Genomic DNA, 16,879 nt, shown 5'->3' with positions numbered 1-16,879 from the left:
CGGTCGTTTGCGGATTTCTCCGCAACGCTGTGCCTTGCCCGGCCCTCGGGCCTGTTCTCTGTCTTTGATGGCGTCTATAAATCAGAGTCTATAAACTGACGGTTTCAACGGGAAAACGGATAATAACGCCAAAAAGATCGGATACGCGCGGGTATCGACCGACGATCAGCGGATCGCTACAGCAATGCATGGGACGCAGCGATCGCGACGGCCGGCTACAATACGTTTCACGAGAATATCCTCGGCGCGGTCCCCACACCCGCCGCTGAAGAGCCGCGCGGCACGCAGATATTATAGACACGCAGAACACCTCATACACGTCGTTTCAATCGAGGCCTGGGCGCAGTCGCTTTATTCTCTTGCCTTCCAATCATCTCGCAAAGTACTGAATTGGAACGATTTTACAAAGTGATTTGTTCCTTGTCAAAAGCCACCACCGGTCGAAGGGAAAACCTCAAACTCCGCGCTTGTTGCCCCAGAGCAGAACGTGCAGTTGCGGCAACACGCGCGCTTCGAACCAGCGGTCTTCCGTCACCTTGTCGACCAGCCAGAGCATCCGGTCCATGATGCCGTCGATATCGACCCTTGCATCGTCGTCATCGGGTGGCGGCGGCGTGTGATTGCCAGGTTGCAGATAAACCGGAAGATCGGGATAGCGCGCGGCGGCTGCGCGGGCATAGAGGTAATCGCGATCGTCGAAGACAACGACTTTCAGCGCGATCTGCGGCTTTTCTCCTGCCATTCGCAGACAGGTGTCGAACGCGTCCCAATCCGTTTCCATGCCGCTTGACGGTGGTTTCGGGCTCAGCACCAGAACGTCGAGGTCGGCGAACCAATCCTTCGCAACGCTGCCCTGCGTCTCCAGCGCGAAACGATACCCCTCGCGATGTCCGCGCTCGATAAGCGGACCGAGCGGCTGGATCGCCGGGTTGCCACCGGATAGAGAAACTGTGAGCGGTCTATTGCCGGAAAGGCGGGTGACTTCCTGCCAGATCTCGTCGGCCGACATCGGGCGCCATTGATCGCGATAGTCGCTGTCGACCGCATGCAGCGTGTCACACCACGAACAGCGATAGTCGCAACCGCCGGTCCTGACAAAGACGGTCGGAAGGCCGATCAGGATGCCCTCCCCCTGGATTGTCGGCCCGAAGATTTCGCTGACGCGGATCGGCGTCTCGCGGGCGGCGGTCATGGCCGGTATTCCGCCCAGGTCTTCGGCGTTTCGCTGACGCGCACGGCCGAGGTTTCCGGCAGGCGCTCCTTGCACCAGTCATAAAAATGTTTCGCCAGACATTCCGACGTCACCCGATCATGGCCGAGAACGTCGTTCAGATGCCGATGGTCGAAGCTGTCGTCGATGTAGTGTTTGAGCGGTGCAAGCTCATGATAATCCCTGACGAAACCGTTTTCATCGAGTTCGGCCGCCGAAAGCTCCACCTCGACGATATAGTTGTGTCCGTGCAGCCGGGCGCATTGATGATCGGCAGGCAGATGGGTCAGCTGATGCGAGGCGGAGAAGTGAAATTCCTTGGTGATGTGGAACATTATTTCACCTCCTCGGCGGAGAAGCCGGCAGTCGCGGCCATCCAGAAATCCGGATCCTCGTACTCGGTCGGATCGTCGATCCCGGCAAGATGAAAAGCCTCGCGCCGTTCGACGCAGGTTCCGCAACGGCCGCAATGGCGCGCTCCGCCCTTGTAGCATGACCAGGTCTCTTGAAACGGCGTGCCGTTCTTTGCGCCATCGGCCACGATGTCTGCTTTGGAGATGGTCACGTAGGGTGCGTAGAGAGAAACGCTGGCATAGCCATCGAGCGCCTGATTCTGCATCGCCTGAAATGCATCGATGAAGCCAGGGCGGCAGTCGGGATAGATGAAATGATCGCCGCCATGCACGGCGACCGCGACCGCGTCGGCTTTCTGCGCGGCGGCAAGACCGAAGGCGATGGCGAGCATGATGGCATTGCGGTTCGGAACGACGGTGGCTTTCATCGTTTCCGCGGCATAGTGCCCGTCCGGAACGTCGACATCGTCGGTCAGCGCCGATCCGGTGAGATGGCTGCCGATGTTGCTGATGTCGATGAGCTGATGGGGCACGCCAAGCCGCTCGGCGCAGGCGGCCGCAAAGTCCACTTCCTTGCGATGTCGCTGTCCGTAGTCGAAGGAGAGAAGGCTGATAAGCTGATGTTCCGCGGCGACCTTGTGGGCAAGCGTAACGGAGTCCAATCCGCCGGAGCAGATGACGATGGTTTTCATAACGTAGGATCCCTTGTTTTGACCGGGTGGGCTGCGACCGGATATCGGGGAGCTTCTAAACCAAACACTTCCCGTTGTGAAGGGTACGCCGCGTTGTGTGCCATTGTGGGAACAACCGCAGATCAAACACACCATGGCATATTTGCGGAAGATATAATAAAGTCATTCACGATTAACCGGGTGCGGTGCCGAACTTCGTCTCGTCGCGGCGCGACTTGGAATCTGACTGCAACCAAGCCTATCCGGCTTTTCACACATACAGCCTGCGGGTTTCTCCGCGTTCTCAATGCGCATGACAGCTCAATTTCCACGATGAGATTTTGCCAGTTGGCAGAGGCGATCAGGAGGAAGTTATGCCAGCAGAGACCAATGACTTCGCAGCTGCGGCCGCCATCACCGTGTGGGAGGACGATCCCGCCAGCGGCACACTCACCGTTGCACCCTTGCCTGACGTTGCCAAACAGCCCTTCGGCTATCTGTTTGACACGCCGGCGCCGCCGCCCAGCGATCAAACGGGCTCGGCCGCCTTCAGGTATTGGACCGCTGCCGAAGCGCTGCGAAGAGGAGCCGATTTCTGGGCACCGCAGGTTCCGGCACAAGAGTGGCAGCGCGGTCCCATCCTGGAGGTCTATCTTGACAGGTGGGAGGATCTGCAGGCCGACTACGACCGAACGTCGCTGAATTTCTATCACCGGACCTTGCCCGCCGAAACGATCTATACGGGGGCCAGTCCGGATACGCTTTGCCACGAACTGGGGCATGCTATCCTGGATGCAATCAAGCCGCAACTTTGGAGCACAGGCGTACCGGAGATTTCAGCTTTCCATGAATCCTTCGGCGACATGAGCGCCATCTTGTGCGCTCTGCAGCTACCGTCGCTGCGCGCTTCCGTGTTGGCAAATACCGCAGGGCAGCTCTACTGCAATTCAAGGCTTTCGCGGTTGGCGGAGCAATTTGGCGTAACCCTTCACGTCGAGGACGCCCACGTTGCGGATGCGGATTGCCTTCGCAACGCGTGGAATGCCTTTAACTACTGCGATCCGTCCAGTCTTGCACCACAACAACTCACCACATCGCTCTCGTCCAACCCGCATTCCTTCTCGCGGATATTTACCGGAGCGTTGTTTGAAGCGCTCTGCACTTTCCTAGACTATCACGCCGCAGACAGCGGCGCGCCGACGCCTGATGAATTGCTCGAGGTCAGCGAGCAAGTGAGGGCCATCATGGCAGGAGGCGTCATCCGGTCCTTCGTGGTGACCGGCTATTTCGCCGAGGTCGCCCATCGGATGGTGCAGGAGAGCGCGCTGGTGGACTCACAGTATGGGGCGGCGCTTCTGGACATATTTGTCCGCCGCTCCATTCTTTCGACGGAAACGGCGGAAGCCATCCGGTCGCGCCAAACGGAATCCGATACCGGTTCAGACAAAACAGACGAGCCGCGGGACCAACTGGTCGCCCTGTCCGTTCCGGCCTCCGAATTTGGCCTGGAAGAACCGCTGCTCGTTGAAACGGGAGCGGAAACACCGCGTTTCATCGCACGCGGCGCGACCGTCGACGGCAGGTCGCTGGAGTCGGCCAGCCCCGAAGCAGCCGCGGCATCTTTCGTCGCCGAACTCTTTGCCAATGGGCAGGTCGATCCCGGAGAGTATAAGATCCGCGAGCCCGATAAGCCACCAAGGCGGGAAAGCAGGACGCATGTCATTGTCCGGGACGAGAAGGGGCTGCGGTTGCGCCGGCGCCTGTTCCATTGCAGGCAGTGTGACGGCGCTTGCGGAGTTGCCCTCACCGCATCATGGCGCGACGCATAAGAGAACAGCTTCATGCAGATGCGGTAGCGCGGGTCCAAGAGCTGACTTGCCACAAGTAGTGCATTCTTGTATTCTAATGTAGAAAATAGTAACAATCTGGCGTATTTATGGCTACTGGAGAGGGATTTCAGGTAGATAGTTCGATCATGAAGTTATCGTCGCCGCGACTGGCGACAATCTATGATGTTTAATCTGCGTATTAGCGGACGCAACGTGCGGGTTGCGCAGAATAACAGAGCATTCTCTGAATTCAATACGCTGATTCTGCATCCGATTGGCCACGGAAATCCATGGAGGACGGCATGACATCCATCCGCGAAGAATATGCAAGTCGCGCGCTTCCGAAAAAGACATTGCTCGGATTTGGCTTTTTCCTGGCATTGACTGGAGCGGCAATTGCGCAGTCCGCGACACCGCTGCCAGCGGTGGTGCCGACGAAGTGCGTCGACTCTGGCGATTACCTCTTCAGAGTGACCAATCCTCCCCCTGCCGATCGACAATTGATCATGGACCTCATTCATCGCTATCTCTGGGCATTGGACGAGGGAACTGTCGTTGGAATGGATGAAATGCTCCTTGCAAACGTTGCCTATGAGCTGTGCAACGGTGCGCTCGATCAATTCGAGAGGAAGTCCAGTGACGACGAACTGACGGCCTATCTTCGCGCCATAAACACCGAATCCAAGCGCTCCGCCTTTAAAACCAGGCACTTCGAAAGCAACACGCTTCTCCATGCGATAGATGCGGATACGGTGGAGGGAAAAACGGCGCTGCTTGTGACGGTGCAGTTCGCGGCCGTCGAAACGCCGACCCTCGACTATACCGCCACCCTTGAGAGCACCTTCCAAAAAGAGGGTGATGTTTGGAAATTTGCGAAGTTGAGGCTCATCACCGACGGAGCCGAAGTTGTATTGAGAGCGCGCTAAGGGCCGGATCTGCATTTTCCAGTAAAGCGCGGAGATGGCCTTGAGGAGCATCGGCTTTATTTTGGTCCCCATAGCGGCAGCGGGCTTGTCGATAGGCTTCACCTGGCCCTTGCCAAAGCCAACGAGCACGGCCGAAATTTATCGGATTGGCTCGCAGATGGCCGGTGAGGCCGCAAGAGCGGGCGGCGGCTCGGCTTGCGACGGCATCGACCGTTGCGACAGGCTAACAGGTTGTACGGCTCCGTCGCCGCCGGCCGGACCTATTGCCGAGGTTCTTCCGCAAAACGAGAAACACCGCGACTATATCCGGAGCCTGCAGGCCTTCCAGCTTTGCCGGCAATTGGTCCAACTGGCCGCAAAGCCTGGAAAGGCCACTATCCGGCTCACGAGCACAAACGGCCCGGGGGGCGTGGCCAGCGCGTTTGCGACGATTGCGCGGCGCTGGAATGGCGATTTCTTGTGGGAACCTGCATCTGCCAGTAACAATGTGGTCACGAGATTCGGTGACGAAGCACGCGCCGTGTTCGGCCCGATCCCCGACGGGGACTGCGCCGCCGATACGGCGAAGACGATCCCTCTGGAGGTTGAGGGCAATATCGTGGACCTGAAGCCCAATCCCGGCAAGGCGGGTCATCCGCTGGAATTCGAACACCGCAATGTGGATGGCGAAATCGTCAAATGGACGTCCAGCATCGCGCAATGCGACAAGCCTTCGCTTGCCGGCAACGTCAGCTATTGCGGCATGAACTCGCGGCTGAACCGCGTGGTGAAAGGCAATGTGGAATGGCTGACCTTCTGCCGCAAATCGACGTCGCATCTGGGGATCGAGCCTGACCCCTACTGGCAGAAATCAAACCCGAAGTTCGCCCGGGTGGGAACAATCGGCTTCAACCGGAAGACAGGCGAGATCGTGTTCTTTGACGGACGAAAGGACAGAGCCGAATTCGACTGGTCGCAGCGATTTGTTCCGCCTGGCGGCCGTTCCTACTCCGATCACGACGGCCGCGCGCGCGCAGAGGCGCTTTACGATCCGACGTTCCAGGTTCAATGCTCGGCCTGTCATGACAACAAGAACGCCTACGTCGTCGCGCCCCATATCGGGCTTGCGCGGGTAGGCTATCGCGCCGGGGCTCACGGCCAGCAAGCGGCCGCCTTCAGCCTCGGCGACCATCTTCCCGCAACGTCCCGTAACGAGCAAAGACCGTTCCGCGTCATCGGCTCAGGCTACACCGGCACCTACGGCGCCGAGCTTCGCCAAGCCAGGACGGTCCGTGACCCCACGGGAAATTGCACAGAATGCCACACATTGACGACGCAGGTCACGGGGCAGCGCTTCGCGCCGGATGCGGTTGCACAGGAGCCGTTTGTCGCGGACCCGACCTGGGCCCAACTTCTGCAAGTGCGGGCAGAACGGATGAAATTAAGCGAGATCAACTCTCATCGGACGGCCTGGGCGCTGCGCTCGGGTCCGGGTAAGATCCATCCCTGGATGCTGCCCTACCATGGCAACGATCTGTCGTCCGCGGCACCGGAAATTGGTTCCGCGGATTGGCAGAAGCTGAGCAATTGCCTTTGGGGAGCGGGGGCCGCCGAATGCGGCTATCGTCCCCTCTACACCGCCTGCCCCGCCCCCGGATCGGGCGACGGTTCCGAGCCTGCGAACATCTCCGCGGCCGTGCTTCCATTACCGGCCGGCGAGATTGGTGCAGACCGCCTGCTTCGCGTGAGCTGGAGCTATCTCAACAGTTATGGCGATGTCCCACAGAGGGACGACGTTCGCTTCAATATGGCCGTGAAGACGGCAGACATCCCGCAATCGGGGCGGGCTCCACCAGTAAGCGACTATCCAGATCTGGATGAAGCGAAAGGCAAGAATTTCACTGCCATAGACGGCGAAATTGGCGCCTCCGGCACCGCTTTGCTTATCCGGAATGCCTCCTATTTCGGCCACGCAAAGTTTACCGAGCCGACACCCTCGACTGGTTTGCGCAAGTTCAGGATAGACCTGCCGGCCCAATGCGGCAGACGATACTTGGTCCGTCTTCTTCCCAAGAGGATCTGCTTCGATCAGAGCGACGCGGCATATGGGGAAAAGGGGCAGCTCCTATACGCCGACATACGATGCGATTGAACGTCTGTGGCTGTTCATGCCGTGAGCCTGCCAACGGCTTCGCGAACAACGCCCTGGTATGTTATCGTTCGCTAAAAGATACCCGAAAGTAGAGTAATCGAGGGCATAGCTGCTCCACTGGGGGTCTCGATGGAAGACGTCAGGAAATGGCTGGGTCAACTGAGGCTCGACCACCTCGCCGATACATTCGCTGAATGCCAGATTGACTTCGACAGCCTTCGTCTCCTGTCGGACCAGGATCTGCGGGAAATGCGGATCCCTTTGGGGCCACGCAGGAAAATTCTCGCGGGTATCGAACTGCTCAAGGAAGACGATGGCAGCAGATTGCCCCCGACAACAGTCGAGCGCCGCCAGTTGACGATCCTGTTTTGCGATCTGGTCGGTTCAACCGAATATGCGGTTCGGATGGATCCGGAAGACTTCAGCAAATTGACGCGCACCTATCTGGCACGGTGCTCCAGCGCTGTAAAAAGCCATAACGGCATTGCCACAAACTATATCGGCGATGCTCTCCAGGCCCTGTTCGGATACCCGATAGCGGAGGAGGACGACGCGGAACGGGCGCTTGAGCTCGCATTCGACATTCTCAACCTCGTGCCTCGCATACCAGTGCCGGATGGGCCGCCCTTGCAGGTTCGTATCGGAGTGGCCAGCGGCTTGGTCGTTGTCGGAGATTTTCTCGGCGCGCCAGCCGGCGTGTCCACGGTCGCGTTGGGGTCCATTCCCAACCTGGCGCAGCGGCTCCAGACACTCGCCGATCCGCAAACGATACTAACGGACCAAAAGACCTACGAGACCGCATCCGGCGCATTCGTCTTTACCGATCTCGGTCCGCAATCATTGAAGGGTTTTTCCGACCAGGTGCGGGTTTGGCGGGTCGAAAAACCGCGCGTCCTCGAGAACCGGTTTGCAAAGCGGACACGCTTGACCGAACTGGTCGGCCGTCGCCGGGAAATGACCCGTTTGCTCGAACTTTGGCATAGGATGGCTGCCGACCATCGCGGCGAGACTGCCTTGATCTCCGGCGAACCCGGGATCGGAAAGTCTCGTCTGATTTTCGAAGTCCAGCGCCGCATCCCGCGATGCACCTATTTGACGCTCCAGTGCTCGAGCGCCTATTCCAACACTGCCCTGTTCCCCTTCCTCACGCTTCTCAAGCGCTATGCCGGCATGCACGCCAACGATCCGGCCAAAGTAAGTCTGGAAAAACTGGAAGGGGTTCTCGCACTGAGCGATGTTGCCCTGTCCGATTCCATGCCGATATTTGCAGGATTGCTGTCCATCGACCAGACGCGCTACCTGGCCTCCGAACTGACATCCACACAGCAGCGGGATGTGTCACACAGGATCCTAATCGACTGGCTGCATTCCGTCTCGCGGATCAGTCCGGTGCTGCTGTCGATCGAGGACGAACAATGGATCGATCCCTCGTCGGGCGCGGTTCTGGAAACGCTCATCGGGGAAGCGACCTCCTTTCCGATGCTCATCCTGATCACCACGCGCGAAAAATCACTGCGGACACACCCGGAGCCGGGAAACCTGCATGACATAAGGTTGGAACGACTGAACGACGCCGAGGCCCAGACGCTGGTTACCAGCATTGCCAAAGGCAAAAACCTGCCGGACGAAACCAGCATCTCGGTTCTCAGCCGGGCGGAAGGTGTGCCGCTCTATGTCGAGGAACTGGCGCGTGCCGCTTTGGAGACCGGGCTCTCCTTCGACCGTGTCGAGCCAGGTTCGAAGAGACCTGCAGTCGGGGTTCCCAGTTCACTGCAGTCCTCGCTGCTCTCTCGGCTGGACAAACTCGGTTCCGGCAAGACCATAGCCCAAATTGCCTCCGTGATCGGACGCGAATTCGATCTCAATCTGCTTGCCCACCTTTGCGACCTTTCGGCCACCGCTCTGAATTCGACGCTGCGGCATCTTACATCGTCCGGACTGATTTCACCGCAATTGGCAACCAGCGGACAATACTACACATTCACACACGCGCTGTTGCAGGAGGCCGCGCATGATACGCTGCTGCACGAAAGATGCCGCGAACTCCACAAGAAAGTCGCAGAGGCCCTCGAACGTATCCATCCCAAGTTGGCGGCGGAGCATCCTGAAGTACTCGCCCAGCACTTCGCCGAGGCCGAGTTGTTCGAACAGGCGGCCGACAGCTGGCTGACTGCCGGGCTCAATATGGGCAAGACCTGGGCCAAGGTGGAGGCAGCAAACATGTTTGCAAATGGGCTGGCATGCCTTGCCAAGCTGCCCGCTTCTGTCGAGCGCGACCGGAAGGAATTGCGGCTCGAGCTGGAGCGCGGCGACGTGCTCTACGCCACCTTCGGGGTCACACCCGAGGGACGCGCGGCATACCGAAGTGTTATGCGTCTAAGCAAGAAATTGCAGAATTCCGATGCGCCAATCCGCGCACTTGACGGGTTGTTCGGTACTGCTTTCAACTCTGCTCATTTCGCGGACGCCGTATGGGCGAGCGACCAGTTGCTTGACATTGGAAAAAACCGCAACAACCTCAAGGCGCTCGTGCTGGGGCTACAGTTCAAGGGCATGAGCCTGTTCGCCCAGGGGCATATCAGGGAAGCCCGCGAGCACCTCGAAAAATCGCTTCAATACGAGGCCCGCGCGGCCGAGATCGGAAGCGACTTCCCAAGCATGGCTATGCTCTACCTTTCGTGGACACTGCAACTGGCCGGCTCCGATGAGGCCGCACTGCAACTGTATCGCGCCGCCGAAATCAACGCGCGCCAGCATTCCGCCTATAGGCTTGCAGCCTGCCTCGGCAATGGCTGCATTCTCATGGCCCTTCGCAACGACATCAGCCCACTGCGGGAAATGATCGGCGAATTGATCCCGCTTGCACAAGAGAATGGATTTCGCATGTGGCTGAATATAGCTTCGTTCTTCCAAGGGTTGATCATGGCCCGAACGGATGGCGATTTGCGCGGCTTGGAGAAGATGCGCAAGACGTGTGACAATCTCGGCGAGCAAGAAATCGATAAATCCTGCTATCTTGGACTGCTTGCCGACTGCTATCTCGAAACAGGCGATATCGAGAACGCCGACTCCACGCTCAACCAGGCGCTCGATCTCGTCAGCCATACGGGCGAACATTATTTTACCGCCGAGCTGTTGAGGCTCAAGGCAGAAGTGCAACTTCGGACCGATCCGGCAGCAGCAGGTATCGAAGGTTCGTTTCAGGAGGCCATCGCGTTTGCGCGCAACCAGGGCGCCGCAAACTGGGAGCGCAAGACACTGGAAAGTCTCGCCAAATTGTCGCAGTTTTCAGTTTGAGATTATCGGTGGCAAGTCGTTACACGTATTCGACCTTGAAACGGGCTGCTGAAGCCTACCAAACACGCCAGAAGTCATTTTCGGTCCCTGGGCTCAAGCGCCGGACCGGCGCGTTAATGCAGCTTAGTCGCAGGATTTCACGCTCGCTCCATAAAAGCGCCCAATGAGGCGGATCAAAAACCACGTCGAATCCATTCTCAGGATCGACCGGGTGGCTGAAAAACGCGGATCCGTTGACCAGTCTCAGCCCTTCATTTGCTGATACGCTTAGAATAGCGCTCAAGGCGCGCTATACCTTAGACGCAAGACCATGCTGGAGACCTCGCCGATGCCACACCAAAAGAGCGGTAAAAACAATGGAGAGGCAGATGCCGACGACGAGCAGTCGTTTCGCAATCAATTGCGGATGATGCGGCGGGCCTTCATCGCCTCGCCTGTCCGCAATGTGATTACATGGCTCGCGGTTGGAATCGCGGTCCTCATCGTGGCGACGGCTTTCGGCCAAATTCTGCTCAACAGATGGTACAAGGCATTCTACGACACGCTGGAGCGGCGCGACCTCTCGGCCTTCCTGCTGCAACTGGTCGTCTTTGCCGAGATTGCCGGCGGGCTTCTGATCCTCAACGTGCTGCAAACCTGGCTCAACCAGTGGATCAGGATCAAGCTGCGGGAAGGCCTGACGCTCGACCTGATCAACGAGTGGATGAAACCCGCGCGCGCCTTTCGTCTCGCCAATGCCGGCGCCATCGGTATCAATCCTGACCAGCGGGTACACGAGGATGCGCGCCATCTCGCCGACATGACGGCAGGCCTCTCCATCGGCCTGTTTCAGTCGGGCATTCTCCTCGTCAGCTTCGTCGGTGTCTTGTGGTCGCTTTCAGCCGGCTTCATCTTCCATATCAGCGGTTATGATATCAATATTCCGGGCTACATGGTTTGGGCTGCCTTCCTCTATGCCGGCACGGCGGCGACTTTGAGTTGGTTCGTCGGGCGCCCCTTGGTCAAGCTCAACGGCGAACATTACGCCCGGGAAGCCGTCCTGCGCTTCTCGTTGATGCGGGTCAACGAACACATTGAGGCAGTCTCGCTTTCAGCCGGCGAGGCGAACGAGAAACACCGGCTCCAGCGCGACCTTTCATCGGTTCTCGAAATCAGCCACAGCCTGATGCTCGCGCTGACCCGGCTGACATGGGTAACGTCCGGCTATGGATGGGTCACCGTTATCGCGCCGATCGTGATCGCGGCTCCGGTCTATTTCGCCGGCGACCTGAGTTTCGGCGGCTTGATGATGGCCGTCGGCGCCTTCAACCAGGTGCATGTATCGCTCCGGTGGTTCGTCGACAATATCGACACCATTGCCGATTGGCGGGCGACGCTCCTCAGAGTGGCCGCCTTCCGTTCCGCAATACTGATGACCGATGAGCGGCACGAGAACGACAAACGCATAGACTTTGCCAAAGCGCATGGCCCTCGATTGACGATCGATCACCTTGAGATTGCTGTCCCCTCCGGATGCATCAAGCTTGCGGAACCGCACGTGGAAATCGGCCCCGGCGATCGCGTGCTCGTGACCGGCGCCCCGGACGTGGAAAAGGCGCCGTTTTTCCGTTCCATCGCCGGCCTATGGCCCTGGGGAGACGGACGCATCTCGCTTCCCGAAGGAGATGACATCGCCTTCGTACCGCGAACGCCCTATTTCCCGCCCGGCACACTGCAAGAGGTTCTCTCCTATCCGAAAAACCCGGACAGGTTCCGCAAAGCGGACCTCGCGGCGGTTCTGTCCAAGGTCGGTCTCGGCAAGTTGAGCGGTCGCCTCGACCAGGACATGCGGACAACACTGAAACTCAACGAGCTTGAGCTGAGGCTTCTTGCCATTGCCCGGCTTGGCCTGCACAAACCGCGCTGGATCATCATAGACGAGGCGCTCGACACGTTGGAAACTGATGCATACCACACGGTTTTGACATTCCTGGAGCAGCAACTTGGCAATGCGGCTGTTGTAAATATCGGCCGGATGGAACCGGGCAATCGTTTCTTCACACGCGTGCTGCAACTGCACAGCGATCCGACAGGCAGATCGCTGCGGCTGCTCAGGCCGAAAAGCCTGCGCACACATGACCCTCAGATAGGGTGATAGAGCCGAGGGAAAATTTGATTTAGCCACGATGGGCCAAGAGCCTGGGTGATGTGCTGATGAGCTCAACATCCTCCAGCTCAAGCCACTTCCTCAAAAGAAGATCGACATAACGATATCCTGGTCGAAATCCCCGAAACCCTTGCCGAAAATGTTCAAGCCGCCGGCGTTTTCGGCTGTTTCGTCGATACCGATCCGAAAACGGATGGAGTGGTGATCGGCTACACCAAGGCTCTTGATGGTCCCGCTGAGCTTCCACCAGCGTGGCGAATACATGCCGCGCCGGTCGCCGAAGTCGCCGGGCGATGTCTTACTGGAAATTGACAAATTAACGACGGCGCTGGCGATGTCACCCATCGGGACAGTGGTCTCTGCGAGCCTCGTGGAGCATGGGATGCATGCCAAGTATCGGCAATTGCACAACAGAGGCCGCTTGATTCAAGATGAATACCCACTGGAATTCAAAAAAAGCAGTTCATTGCCGAAGTTGCTACGATTGTATATATCGAAATGTCTGATATGAAACATTTAAAATTGCCTCGTTTAGCGCAGGTCTCCCGCATGAGCAGAAATTTCCTCGTCATTGAGCCTGAAGAAGGGTTAGCTGTACTCAAGGGCCTGGCCTCGTCCGTCCGCGTCCAGATGCTCAAGCTGCTGCATGAAAAGGGCCCGATGAATGTCAACGACATCGCTAACGTCCTGTTGCTACCGCAATCGACGGTCTCCACCAACATCCAGGTGCTAGAAGATTGCGGATTGATCCGCACTGAAAACCAGAAAGCTAGGAAGGGCAACCAGAAGATCTGCTACCCCACCGCCGAGGAAGTGCTGGTCGTCTTCAAAAGCGAGTATCGCGAGATGCGCAAGGACACGATCGAGGTGTCCATGCCGATCGGCCTCTACACTGGTTTCGAGGTGACTGCGCCATGCGGCCTCTGCTCTCCCGAGGGTATTATTGGTCTCCTCGATGTGCCCAACGCCTTTCTCGATCCAGACCGGATGAAGGCCGGTTTGCTATGGTTCACCCGTGGCTTCGTCGAGTATCAATTTCCCAACAATGCCAAGCTCTCCAACATGGAAATCCAGGAAATCGAGGTCGTCATGGAGCTGAGTTCGGAGGTGCCCGGCACCAGCGCCGACTGGCCTTCCGACATCACCCTGACGATCAACGGCAAGGATGTCGGCGTCTGGATGTCTCCGGGCGATTTCGGCGACAAGCGCGGCGTCTTTACCCCTGTTTGGTGGAAACTCAAGGGCTCGCAATACGGCAAGCTGAAGAACTGGCGCATCGCCAGGGACGGCACGTATGTCGATGGCGTCAGGATATCCGATGTGACGATCACAGAACTCGATCTTGCCAACCACCATTCGATTCGGCTGCGCATCGGCGTCTACGAGAATGCGGCCCATCCGGGCGGCATTAACATTTTCGGCAAGGGTTTTGGCAACTATGATCAGGACATCCTGTTGCGGCTGAAGACAGCTTGATATCCGACTTTTTGATATTAAAAATAAATGAGCAAACACAGCGTTCTAGGGGAATATTGAGCGCTTTTCCGCCTAAATTATCATACTTTTTCTTCTTGACGCCTTGACCTCAGCCCAATTCTTGGCCTTTAATATCAAACAAGATGATTTACATCATCACTTGTGATATGAATTGGGAGGTATCCAATGAAGGCGGCCGTTACGGCACATCCGCGCTATATTGTCTCGGAAATCGACCCGAGACTCTACGGATCCTTTATCGAGCATCTGGGACGCGCAGTTTACTCGGGCATCTATGAGCCCGGTCACCCGACGGCGGACGCCAACGGTATGCGCCAGGACGTCATCGACCTCGTCAAGGAACTCAACGTTCCGATCGTCCGCTATCCCGGCGGCAACTTCGTCTCGGCCTACAACTGGGAAGACGGCGTCGGCCCTAAGGAAGAACGTCCGGTGCGCCTCGATCTGGCTTGGCACACGTCGGAAAGCAACGAAGTCGGCCTGCACGAATTCGCCGACTGGTGCGTGTCCGCCAACACCGAAATGATGCTCGCCGTCAATCTCGGCTCGCGCGGCCTCGACGAAGCCCGCAACTTCCTCGAATACACCAATCATCCCGGCGGCAGCGAGTGGAGCGACAAGCGCATCGCCAACGGCCGCAAGGACCCCTACAACGTCAAGCTCTGGTGCCTCGGCAACGAGATGGACGGGCCCTGGCAGATCGGCCACAAGACCGCCGACGAATATGGCCGCCTCGCCCATGAGACCGCGAAAGCCATGCGCGCCTTCGACAAGTCGCTCGAACTTGTCGTCTGCGGCTCGTCCAACGCCAAGATGCCGACCTATCCCGAATGGGAAGCGACCGTTCTCGACCATACCTACAACGAGGTCGATTATATCTCCCTGCACATGTATTTCGACAACGAGGCGAACGACACGCCGAACTATCTCGCCATGAGCGAGAAGCTCGATGCTTATATCGTCTCGGTCGCAGGCGTTATCGACTACATCAAGGCCAAGAAGCGCTCCAACAAGCAGGTCTATATCTCGTTCGACGAATGGAACGTCTGGTATCATTCCAAGGAGCAGGACGAGAAGATCCTCGGCGGCGATGACGGCTGGCCCTTCGCCCCGCCGCTGCTCGAAGACATCTACAATTTCGAGGACGTGCTGCAGGTCGGCCTGATCCTCAACACCTTCATCCGTCGTGCCGATGTCGTCAAGATCGCCTGCCTCGCGCAGCTGGTCAATGTCATCGCCCCGATCATGACCGTTCCGAACGGCCCGGCATGGCGCCAGACGACCTTCTACCCCTATTTTTATGCCTCGATCTATGGCCGCGGCAATGCGCTGGACCTCAAGGTCGAAAGCCCGACCTACAACTCCACCGTTGCAGGCGACGTTGCCTATGTCGACGTCACTGGGGTGCATGACACAGAAACCAGCCATGTGACCTTTTTTGCCATCAACCGGCATGCGAATGACGCAATTGAAACTGTGATCGACCTGACCGGCTTCGGCACGGCTGATATCGTTGACCATCAGGTGATGACGCATGCGGATCTAAAAGCCGTCAATTCGTCCGAAAATCCTTCCAATGTCGGCCCCAAAAAGGGTGCGAACGCCAAGGTGACGGACGGCAAGCTCAGCCTGTCGCTGCCGGCCTATTCCTATCAGATGATCCGCCTGAAGCTCTGATTTCAGGCAAACCATCGAGACGGTGTATGCGCTGAGGAGGAGCGTCGACGTGACCGCAAATATCGAAATCAGGAATGTGAGCAAGCAGTTCGGTGCCATGACGGTGCTGGATGACCTGTCGCTCTCCATCAAGGCGCGCGAATTCATCGTGTTCCTTGGACCGTCGGGTTGTGGGAAATCAACCCTTCTCCGCATGATCGCCGGGCTTGAAACTGTTGATAGGGGCGAGATCGCCATCAACGGCGAGCGCATCGACCACCTGCCTCCCGGCAGGCGCGGCATTGCCATGGTGTTCCAGTCCTATGCGCTCTATCCGCACATGACGGTGCGCGACAACATGGCCTTCGGCCTCGACAATATCGGCGTGGCGCGCGACGTGATCGATGCGCGCATTGCCGAGGCGGCTCGTATCCTCGAAATGCCGCACCTGCTCGAGCGCAAACCCGGACAGCTCTCCGGCGGCCAGCGCCAGCGAGTCGCCATCGGCCGCGCCATCGTCAAGGAGCCGAAAGCCTTCCTGTTCGACGAGCCGCTCTCCAATCTCGATGCGGCCCTCCGCACCCGCACTCGCATAGAACTCGCCCAGCTTCACCAGCGCCTGCAATCGACGATGATCTTCGTCACCCACGATCAGGTGGAGGCGATGACGCTCGCCGACCGTATCGTCGTTATGAACAATCGCAAGATCGAGCAGATCGGTTCGCCGATGGAGATCTATGAGCGCCCAGCGACCAAGTTCGTTGCAGGCTTCGTCGGCGCACCGGCGATGAATTTCGTCGATGTCACGATCGATAAATCCGGCGACGTCGTTACCGTGAAATTCGCCGACAGCACGGTTATCGCCACCTATATCGCCTCAAACCAGGTCGTCGATGGCGCTCATACATTTGGTGTCCGCTCTGAAGATGTGCGCATCGCGCCAACCGGCCAGGGCAATGTCAACGGCAAGGTCGATGTGCTGGAGCGTCTTGGCGAACGCACGCTGGTCTATGCCCGCCTCAGCAATGGCCAGATCATCGTCGCCTCCGACGTCGGCAACAGCCGCGTTGCCGTTGGCGACACGGTCGGCCTCGCCTTCGATGGCAGGAAATCGCATCTCTTCAATGAAACCGGGCGCGCCTGGCATGCGAGGGAGGCCTGAT

The 16,879-nt window shown here is 58.2% G+C and carries 12 protein-coding genes; 8 read left to right on the top strand and 4 right to left on the bottom strand.

The window, feature by feature from the left end; genetic code table 11:
- Nucleotides 1-454: 454 nt before the first annotated feature.
- From queE to queC, 3 genes are read right to left on the bottom strand one after another with little or no spacing between them, the layout of a single operon-like run.
- Entirely contained in the window at nucleotides 455-1,192 is a 738-nt protein-coding gene (gene queE, locus ACSQ3F_RS22945) for a 7-carboxy-7-deazaguanine synthase QueE (RefSeq protein ID WP_436102529.1), read from the bottom strand.
- Complete coding sequence (queD, locus tag ACSQ3F_RS22940) at nucleotides 1,189-1,545, bottom strand: 6-carboxytetrahydropterin synthase QueD (RefSeq protein WP_436102528.1); 357 nt, start codon at nucleotides 1,543-1,545, stop codon at nucleotides 1,189-1,191. Before queD ends, queE begins: the two co-directional genes overlap by 4 nt.
- Complete coding sequence (gene queC, locus ACSQ3F_RS22935; protein WP_436102527.1) at nucleotides 1,545-2,255, bottom strand: 7-cyano-7-deazaguanine synthase QueC; 711 nt, start codon at nucleotides 2,253-2,255, stop codon at nucleotides 1,545-1,547. Before queC ends, queD begins: the two co-directional genes overlap by 1 nt.
- Nucleotides 2,256-2,608: 353 nt before the next feature.
- Here queC and ACSQ3F_RS22930 point away from each other — a divergent pair, with 353 nt between their 5' ends.
- The 5 genes from ACSQ3F_RS22930 to ACSQ3F_RS22910 all read left to right on the top strand — a co-directional run bounded on the left by ACSQ3F_RS22930 (nucleotide 2,609) and on the right by ACSQ3F_RS22910 (nucleotide 12,551).
- A complete protein-coding gene (locus ACSQ3F_RS22930) occupies nucleotides 2,609-4,063 on the top strand; it encodes a hypothetical protein (RefSeq protein ID WP_436102526.1) in 1,455 nt (484 codons plus the stop codon).
- A gap of 302 nt (nucleotides 4,064-4,365) precedes the next feature.
- Complete coding sequence (locus tag ACSQ3F_RS22925) at nucleotides 4,366-4,989, top strand: nuclear transport factor 2 family protein (protein ID WP_436102525.1); 624 nt, start codon at nucleotides 4,366-4,368, stop codon at nucleotides 4,987-4,989.
- 34 nt (nucleotides 4,990-5,023) lie between these two features.
- Nucleotides 5,024-7,120, top strand: a complete 2,097-nt coding sequence (locus ACSQ3F_RS22920) for a hypothetical protein (protein WP_436102524.1) — start codon at nucleotides 5,024-5,026, stop codon at nucleotides 7,118-7,120.
- Nucleotides 7,121-7,249: 129 nt separating this feature from the next.
- Nucleotides 7,250-10,417: an ATP-binding protein gene (locus ACSQ3F_RS22915; protein ID WP_436102523.1), complete on the top strand. Its 3,168-nt coding sequence runs from the start codon at nucleotides 7,250-7,252 to the stop codon at nucleotides 10,415-10,417.
- A 328-nt stretch (nucleotides 10,418-10,745) separates the two neighbouring features.
- A complete protein-coding gene (locus ACSQ3F_RS22910) occupies nucleotides 10,746-12,551 on the top strand; it encodes an ABC transporter ATP-binding protein/permease (protein ID WP_436102522.1) in 1,806 nt (601 codons plus the stop codon).
- A 93-nt stretch (nucleotides 12,552-12,644) separates the two neighbouring features.
- Here ACSQ3F_RS22910 and ACSQ3F_RS22905 read toward each other — a convergent pair whose 3' ends face one another.
- Complete coding sequence (locus ACSQ3F_RS22905) at nucleotides 12,645-12,908, bottom strand: hypothetical protein (protein WP_438825853.1); 264 nt, start codon at nucleotides 12,906-12,908, stop codon at nucleotides 12,645-12,647.
- A 204-nt stretch (nucleotides 12,909-13,112) separates the two neighbouring features.
- On the opposite strand from ACSQ3F_RS22905, the gene ACSQ3F_RS22900 reads away from it, so the two are divergent.
- From ACSQ3F_RS22900 to ACSQ3F_RS22890, 3 genes are all read left to right on the top strand, one after another.
- Entirely contained in the window at nucleotides 13,113-14,039 is a 927-nt protein-coding gene (locus ACSQ3F_RS22900) for an ArsR/SmtB family transcription factor (RefSeq protein ID WP_436102521.1), read from the top strand.
- 186 nt (nucleotides 14,040-14,225) lie between these two features.
- Complete coding sequence (gene arfA / locus ACSQ3F_RS22895; protein WP_436102520.1) at nucleotides 14,226-15,737, top strand: arabinosylfuranosidase ArfA; 1,512 nt, start codon at nucleotides 14,226-14,228, stop codon at nucleotides 15,735-15,737.
- 49 nt (nucleotides 15,738-15,786) lie between these two features.
- Complete coding sequence (locus ACSQ3F_RS22890; RefSeq protein WP_436102519.1) at nucleotides 15,787-16,878, top strand: ABC transporter ATP-binding protein; 1,092 nt, start codon at nucleotides 15,787-15,789, stop codon at nucleotides 16,876-16,878.
- The last annotated feature ends 1 nt before the right edge of the window (nucleotide 16,879 follow it).

Source organism: Pararhizobium sp. LjRoot238 (assembly GCF_964252955.1).
Taxonomy (GTDB): Bacteria; Pseudomonadota; Alphaproteobacteria; order Rhizobiales; family Rhizobiaceae; genus Pararhizobium.
Note: the sequence above shows the minus strand (reverse complement) of the source record. Positions and strands in the feature narration are given on the sequence as shown.

Coding starts and splice junctions, on each gene's coding strand:
- ACSQ3F_RS22925 (WP_436102525.1), top strand. CDS start 4,366: ATGACATCCATCCGCGAAGAATATGCAAGTCGCGCGCTTCCGAAAAAG.
- queE (WP_436102529.1), bottom strand. CDS start 1,192: ATGACCGCCGCCCGCGAGACGCCGATCCGCGTCAGCGAAATCTTCGGG.
- arfA (WP_436102520.1), top strand. CDS start 14,226: ATGAAGGCGGCCGTTACGGCACATCCGCGCTATATTGTCTCGGAAATC.
- ACSQ3F_RS22920 (WP_436102524.1), top strand. CDS start 5,024: ATGGCCTTGAGGAGCATCGGCTTTATTTTGGTCCCCATAGCGGCAGCG.
- queC (WP_436102527.1), bottom strand. CDS start 2,255: ATGAAAACCATCGTCATCTGCTCCGGCGGATTGGACTCCGTTACGCTT.
- ACSQ3F_RS22905 (WP_438825853.1), bottom strand. CDS start 12,908: ATGGGTGACATCGCCAGCGCCGTCGTTAATTTGTCAATTTCCAGTAAG.
- ACSQ3F_RS22930 (WP_436102526.1), top strand. CDS start 2,609: ATGCCAGCAGAGACCAATGACTTCGCAGCTGCGGCCGCCATCACCGTG.
- ACSQ3F_RS22900 (WP_436102521.1), top strand. CDS start 13,113: ATGAGCAGAAATTTCCTCGTCATTGAGCCTGAAGAAGGGTTAGCTGTA.
- queD (WP_436102528.1), bottom strand. CDS start 1,545: ATGTTCCACATCACCAAGGAATTTCACTTCTCCGCCTCGCATCAGCTG.
- ACSQ3F_RS22910 (WP_436102522.1), top strand. CDS start 10,746: ATGCCACACCAAAAGAGCGGTAAAAACAATGGAGAGGCAGATGCCGAC.
- ACSQ3F_RS22915 (WP_436102523.1), top strand. CDS start 7,250: ATGGAAGACGTCAGGAAATGGCTGGGTCAACTGAGGCTCGACCACCTC.